Source organism: Rhodohalobacter sp. (assembly GCF_041686455.1).
Taxonomy (GTDB): domain Bacteria; phylum Bacteroidota; class Rhodothermia; order Balneolales; family Balneolaceae; genus Rhodohalobacter.
On record NZ_JAWLDW010000129.1, the window covers coordinates 1 to 7,081 of the forward strand.

General features: G+C 39.2%; 4 protein-coding genes. 3 read left to right on the plus strand and 1 reads right to left on the minus strand.

Annotated elements, in window-relative coordinates; all coding sequences use genetic code 11:
- Nucleotides 1-143: 143 nt before the first annotated feature.
- From ACESM0_RS11850 to ACESM0_RS11860, 3 genes are read left to right on the plus strand one after another with little or no spacing between them, the layout of a single operon-like run.
- The gene (locus tag ACESM0_RS11850) at nucleotides 144-3,239 is read left to right on the plus strand and encodes a SusC/RagA family TonB-linked outer membrane protein (protein WP_372906418.1); all 3,096 of its coding nucleotides are present in this window, start codon (nucleotides 144-146) and stop codon (nucleotides 3,237-3,239) included.
- Nucleotides 3,240-3,257: 18 nt separating this feature from the next.
- Complete coding sequence (locus tag ACESM0_RS11855; protein WP_372906419.1) at nucleotides 3,258-4,742, plus strand: SusD/RagB family nutrient-binding outer membrane lipoprotein; 1,485 nt, start codon at nucleotides 3,258-3,260, stop codon at nucleotides 4,740-4,742.
- A 20-nt stretch (nucleotides 4,743-4,762) separates the two neighbouring features.
- The gene (locus tag ACESM0_RS11860) at nucleotides 4,763-5,260 is read left to right on the plus strand and encodes a hypothetical protein (RefSeq protein WP_372906420.1); all 498 of its coding nucleotides are present in this window, start codon (nucleotides 4,763-4,765) and stop codon (nucleotides 5,258-5,260) included.
- 31 nt (nucleotides 5,261-5,291) lie between these two features.
- Here ACESM0_RS11860 and ACESM0_RS11865 read toward each other — a convergent pair whose 3' ends face one another.
- Nucleotides 5,292-6,881, minus strand: coding sequence for an N-acyl-D-amino-acid deacylase family protein (locus ACESM0_RS11865; protein ID WP_372906421.1), 1,590 nt, complete (start codon nucleotides 6,879-6,881; stop codon nucleotides 5,292-5,294).
- Nucleotides 6,882-7,081: the final 200 nt, after the last annotated feature.

Consider the following 7,081-nt stretch of genomic DNA (forward strand, 5'->3'; position numbering starts at 1 on the left):
TAGCAACTTTTCCGTGACAAATGGAATTTGTGGATTTCAATTGAATATTTACAGGATATTATTGAATATAAAGGGTGTTATCTCAGTAATATTCTTACGATACTGAAAATTTCTCAAAATCAATCAAAGAAAAAAGGAGAATTATGCAAAAGATGCTACAATTCAAATTGCTCTCTTTGCTCACGTGTTTCCTTCTGATCTCTGCCACTCAGGCCTTTGCACAAGGTTCTGTTTCAGGTACGGTTACAGATGCAGACACAGGCGAAGAGCTTATTGGTGTAAATGTGGTCATTCCATCGCTTAATATTGGTGATGCAACCGGCCCCGACGGAACCTATTTGCTATCAGATGTTCCGGAAGGTGAATACCGTATCGAGGCTCGATACGTAGGTTTTGAAACAGTTCACCGTACCATTACCGTTAATGATGGTGAAGAGGCGATCGTAAACTTTGAAATGAGCGCTGCTGTTGACGAATTGGGCGAAGTGATTGTGACGGCCTTTGGTGTGGAACAAGAGAAAAAACAGATAGGGTATGCAGTCCAAGAGTTAAGTGGAGAGGAGTTGATGCAAAGTCAGGAGTCAAATCTTGTTAGCGCTTTGCAAGGGCGAATTGCCGGAGTTAACATTCAAAACACTAGTGGTGCTGCCGGGGCAGGTGTAGACATTATTATTCGAGGAATTAATTCGCTAAGTCCTTCATCAAATAACCAACCGCTTTTTATCATTGACGGGATTCCAGTAAGTAACCAAACAGCTACTGGTAACGTCCTGCCAAGTGAAGGATCAAATTCTCCAGGTAGTGGTGAACAGTTTTCTTTTTCTAACAGAGTCGCAGATATCAACCCAAACGACATTGAAAATATTTCCGTACTTAAAGGGGCATCAGCTACAGCGTTATATGGGCTGAGAGCATCTAATGGTGCTGTTGTAATTACAACAAAAAAAGGACAAGCGGGTGCACCACAAATATCTTTTGATACTTCAGTAGGATTCAGTGAAGTAAATATGACACCTGATATTCAAGATCAATATCAGATAGGCTTTAGTGGCACACTTCCAGGGGTTTCAAGCAGTCTTGTATTCTGGCAATTTGGACCACCCGTTACTGATAGTGCTGATCCAATTTATAATAATTTTGAGCGTCTTTTTAGAACAGGCTCTAATGTGAATAATTCATTGAGCATTTCCGGTGGTAATGAGAGCACCACTTACTTTACCTCATTTTCAAATACATACCAGCAAGGCATTGTGCCAAATACGGATTGGCAAAGATCTACTTTTAAGCTATCAGGTTCACAGGATTTAAGTGAATCATTTAATATTGATGCATCTTTAAGCTATGCAAATTCTGGAGGTACCAGGCCAACCGGCGGTGACAAATCAATCATGAGTTCACTCAGTTTCTGGCCTTCTTCTTTAGATATAAATGATTATTTAAATCCAGATGGGACTCAAAATAATCCCACAAATGGAATTATTGATAACCCAAGATATTTTGCTGAAAATAGTACCCTGAAAGATGATGTCAACAGAACTATCGGGAATCTTAGTTTAAATTATGAAGTTGCCGATTGGTTGTCATTTAAATATCAATTGGGTTTAGATACATACAATGATAGCAGGGTTCGTTTCGTACCACCAAATCTCGATGTTGGAACGCAGGTAAATGGTTTTATTATAGAAGAAAACATCAATTACAGAGAATTTAATTCAAATCTACTCGCTAGTTTAGATCACCAATTTTCTGACAAATTACGAGGCACTCTTTTAGTAGGTAACCAAATTACAGATATCGATTCTAAGTCTGTTAATACACGAGGCGAAGGGCTGAATATTCCAAATTTCGTTTCCTTGGCTAACACTACGAATGCATTTATTCAAGAAGGAGCTCTTGTTAGGCGTCTGGTTGGTGTTTTTGCTGACGCAAAGATTGATTATGATGGTACATATTTCCTAACAGTTACCGGAAGAAACGACTGGTCTTCAACTTTACCGGAAGATAATCGCTCATTCTTTTATCCATCAGTTAGTCTAGGTTACGTATTCACTGAAACATTAGGGCTAGCAGATTCCGATTTATTCCCTTACGGTAAATTACGTTTATCGTTGGCCAAGGTTGGTAAAGATGCCCCACCGTTTAGCGTTGGAACAAGATTTCAAGGAGCTTCTGGATTTCCCTTTGATGGTGAAGGTGGCTTTGTTCAGGATATTGAAGCCGGAGATGCAAATCTTAAGCCTGAACAAACTACATCCTTTGAAATTGGAGCTGAGGCAACACTACTATCCAATCGTTTAAATTTTGATTTCACTTACTTCAATCAAACTAGCATTGATCAAATAGTTGCGTTTCCTGTAAGTAATGCAGCTGGTTTAGCAAGATTCACTACTAATGCGGGTGAAATTGAAAGCAAAGGTGTTGAATTACTAATTGAAGGCACACCTGTTCAATCAACTGACTTCAGTTGGAATGTTGCCATTAATTGGTCTACAAATACTAGTAATGTAAAATCTATGCCAGAAGGTCTACAGGTAATTGAGTTTGCAAACTCGGGATTTCCTGGGGTAGTTAGCCGGATTGAAGAAGGAGGTGAGTTGGGTGACCTTTATGGATACAGATTCAACTATGATCAAGATGGAAATCTTTTGATTAATGAAGATGGTGTGCCTACGATTAATACAAGTGAGCTAGTAAAAGTCGGTAATGCTTTTCCTGACTGGCAGGGAGGTATTAACAATACTTTAAACTTCAAAAACTTAAGTTTCTCATTCCTTATAGATATTAAAAAAGGTGGACAATCCTATGATGCAGGTCAGAGAAATAGTATTCGAAACGGACTTCTTGAAATAACTGAATTACGAGAAAAAGAAGTTATATTTAATGGAGTTAAGGAGAGTGATGGCACTCCAAATGATATACCATTCAGAATTAATGAGTCATACTATAGGAATGCAAATACATTCAATCGCGCATCCGAAATAATAATTCAAGATACGGATTGGGTAAAATTGCGAAATGTCAGGTTAGCGTATCAGCTACCTCAAACTATTTCAGAGCAATTCCCCATTTCTGGCGCAACTTTTAGTGTTACCGGAAGGAATCTACTTACTAGCACTCCTTTCAGAGGATATGATCCAGAAGGTCAACAATATTCTTCGGGATCTAATGTGTTTGGTTTTACTGGACTGAATATACCTTCAACTCGAAGTGTAACATTTTCTCTTAATCTGCGATTCTAATCTAAAGACTGTTTGACCATGAAAATTTCAAAACTCTTATTCTTTTTTGTAATCGCAGGATTACTTTTATTCTCAATCAATTCCTGTGATGATTATTTGGGAGGAAATACAAATGTAGACCCAAATAGTGTATTCGAAGATGATGTATCACTCAATGATATGTTAGCTCCTATTATTGTAACTACGACAGATACGCATTTTAATATCGCATTTACAACATCTCAATACGCTCAGCATACTTCCTTTGTTGGTGATACTGACAAACATGAACAATCTGAGCTTACCGGGGCGTGGACTAATATATATCTAACGTCTCTTAATAACTTAGATGTAATGGAGAAAAAAGCCAGAGACAGTGATGCAAATCATTTTCTTGGCATAGCTCATGTACTTCAAGCTATAAATTTAGGATTAGCAACAAATACATGGGAAGATATTCCGTACTCCGAGGCATTTACCGAGGGTAATTTTACTCCCTCCTACGATTCACAAGAATCAATTTATCAGGAAATACAATCATTGCTAGATGACGCGATTTCCTCTCTTCAACAACCAGCTTCAGAAATCATTCAACCTGGCAGTGAAGATTTGATCTTCAATGGTGATATTGATAGATGGATAAGAGCAGCTAACTCTTTAAAGGCACGATATCACATACATTTGACAAATAAAGGTGCTGTTGATGCTGCCAACAATGCATTAAATGCTCTTTCAAATGCCATGGAAAGTAATGAAGATGATGTACAAGTTAATTACACTTCCAGAAACTTAAACCCTTGGCATACAAGTGCATTTCTTGCCCGTCAAACTGGTAACCCCGCTCCGGTTCACTCCGATCAAATTATCAGCTCAATGAACGGCACAACATATCCAGAAGTTGACCCGAGACTTCCTATCATTGCTGATAATGGAGGAGATTCACAATTTTATGGGAGCGTAAATGGCAACTTTGGCATTAACACTCAGGCTCAGGATAATCTTTCAAACACTGTATTTAACGGAGAATCGTGGCACACACGCGACTCATCCCCAATACTCATGATAACATATGCAGAAACAAAGTTCATTGAAGCTGAAGCCGAATTTTTAGTTGCTAATTCGGGTAGCTTCCAGGCTACAGGTGCAAATGCTGCGGCATATGAAGCGTATTTAGAGGGCATTAGAGCCAACATGGATAAACTAGGAGTATCTCAAGCTGATAGAGACGCATATCTGTCTGATCCAAATGTTGCTGTAGGAACTGCAAATCTTACAATGGAATTGATCATGAAAGAGAAATACAAAGCTCTGTTTCTCAACCCGGAAACTTTCAATGATCTAAGAAGATACAATTTCGACGATACGATTTTCAGAGGACTGGAATTACCGGAAGATCATAACTCTGTGCTTAACGGACAATGGATACAAAGAGCTGTATATCCAAGTTCAGAGTTTAGCCGAAATGAAGATCAAGTTAGACAAGCAGAGAAAGCTATTGATCAACCAATGTGGTTTTACAACTAATTTAATTACGGAGATACACCATGAGTATTTATAAAAAACTAAACAAATATACGTTTTTGCTGTTAACGGTATTCATATTGACTTCTTGTTACAGCGAAGAAAACTGGTTGACAGACAATCTTGAAGAAACCGGACGATCGTATCCAAACATTGCGGACATTAATATTCTGAATAATCAGGATCAATATTTAGAAGGAGATGTAATTGAGATAGATGTCAGCTTTTGGTCTGAAGATCCAGTTAATGAAATAAAGTTATTTCACATCCTCGAAAACGAGGATGGAGACGAAATAGTAGGAAGAACTGAAGTATTATCTGTTAGCTATAGCGAGGCCAACTTCTCTTCTGAGACACAAACAGATCATGTTGTCTTAGATTATGAGGTTCCTCAAATATCAGAAGATCCTACGATTATTACTTTTATCGTTGAAGTTGAAAATGAAAATGGACTGACTGAAAACAACACCGAATCGAAAAATCCTACAATCAGAAATATACAGGTTACAGCAGTTCCGTAATTTATAGTTAATCAAAAATAGCCATGAAGAATTAATTTTCTTCATGGTTATTTAATACCCTGCCAAAAAGTTCTTCTTCAAACTCTCCTCTCTTTAGAGCAAACTTACCACCGATAAGTACATATTTTATACCCTCGGATAAATTATGCGGTTCATCAAACGTAGCAATATCCTGAATTCGGTCTAGATCAAAGATGATAATATCCGCGATCTGCCCACTTTTGATCATTCCGCGATCGTGAAGGTTAAAAACAGTCGCGGGTAAACTAGTCATACTCCGAATGGCAAAGCCCAAATCAATGGTTCGAGTTTCTTCCACATACTTTGAAATTTTCCGTGAAAATGACCCATAATTTCTGGGGTGCACGACGCCATCTCCCATCTCAACCAATCCACCGTCTGAGCTGGTCATTATCCAGGGTTGTTTCATGAATCTGACAACGTCAGCTTCATGCATATTGAATGAAACTATCAACGGGGTTTCTTCTTTAATAAGCACTATTGCCGTTTCAACTGGAGATAGGCCAAACCTTTTTGACAATTCATCTAACCTTAAACCTTCAAAAGATTTATTCACAGAGTACTCAGAAATCTGAATGTTTTCTGCACCACCTCTTCGATCAAGATTTGCTTCCATTTCAAGTTTAAGTTCATTAAGAAGCCGAGGGTCAACTAGTCTTTGCAACATTTCAGTCCTTCCTCCTTCAATAGCCCAAGCTGGAATTAGAGCTGCTGATAAACTTGTCGATGAAGCAGAATAAGGATACTGGTCCGCATACACTTCCACTCCCCGGGCCCGCGCCATTTCCACTCTGTTCACAACCGCTGCGGAATACCCCCAAACTCCCGTTCCTAAAGCTTTAATGTGAGACACAATTCCGGGAAGTTCGGCTTCTTCAGCAACCTCAATTACTTCATCCACAGAGTAGATCAGGCCAACATTGTAATCCGACTCATCACGGATATGGCTGCTGTACACTCCATTATATTTTGAGGCCACTTTCGCCAGATCAATCACCTCTTCGATGTCGGCATAGGCACCAGGAGTATAAAAAAGACCACTTGAAAGTCCGAAGGCTCCGTTTTTCATTCCCTCTTCCACAATCGATTTCATCTGTTCGAGTTCATCTGATGTAGGAGCACGATCTTCTTCACCCATCACGTTACGACGGACAGATCCATGCGGGACAAATTGAGCAACATTCAACCCGACTCCATGCTCTTCAAGTGAACTTCTTTGTCCGGCAATATCTGTACTTCCGCCACCATCCGGATTTACCATCACCGTTGTAATACCCTGCGCAAGCAAAGGCCTGCCGTGACTCAATGACTCTGATGCCAGTCCGGATCCCGCATGTGAATGAACATCAATAAAACCAGGTGAAACGTATAGACCGGAGGCGTCAATCACTTCATCGGCCGTAACGTCGTCCGATTTGCCGACCCAAACAATCCGGTTTTCATTAATTCCTATGTCTGCATAGTACCAGCGATTTCCTGTCCCATCCAGCACTTTTCCATTTTTGATTAAAATTTCAACATGACTGAAGTCGCTGACTGAATCATTATATAATGATGCTAGCAGACTTAGAGTTAAAACGAGCCAAATGAATAATTTCATAATAATACATCGATCAAAATGGTATTTATTTGTAATACACTATAGTAAGCGCAAAGAATTAATTAAAGATATCATTCGAAAAATACTTTTATTAATCATCAGATTGGTACGCTATCCAGACTCTGAACTTCAGAGAAACGAGGCCAACGTGCCTAACCGGTCTATGACCGATCGTGTATTCTGGGATGCCCAGTGATTCA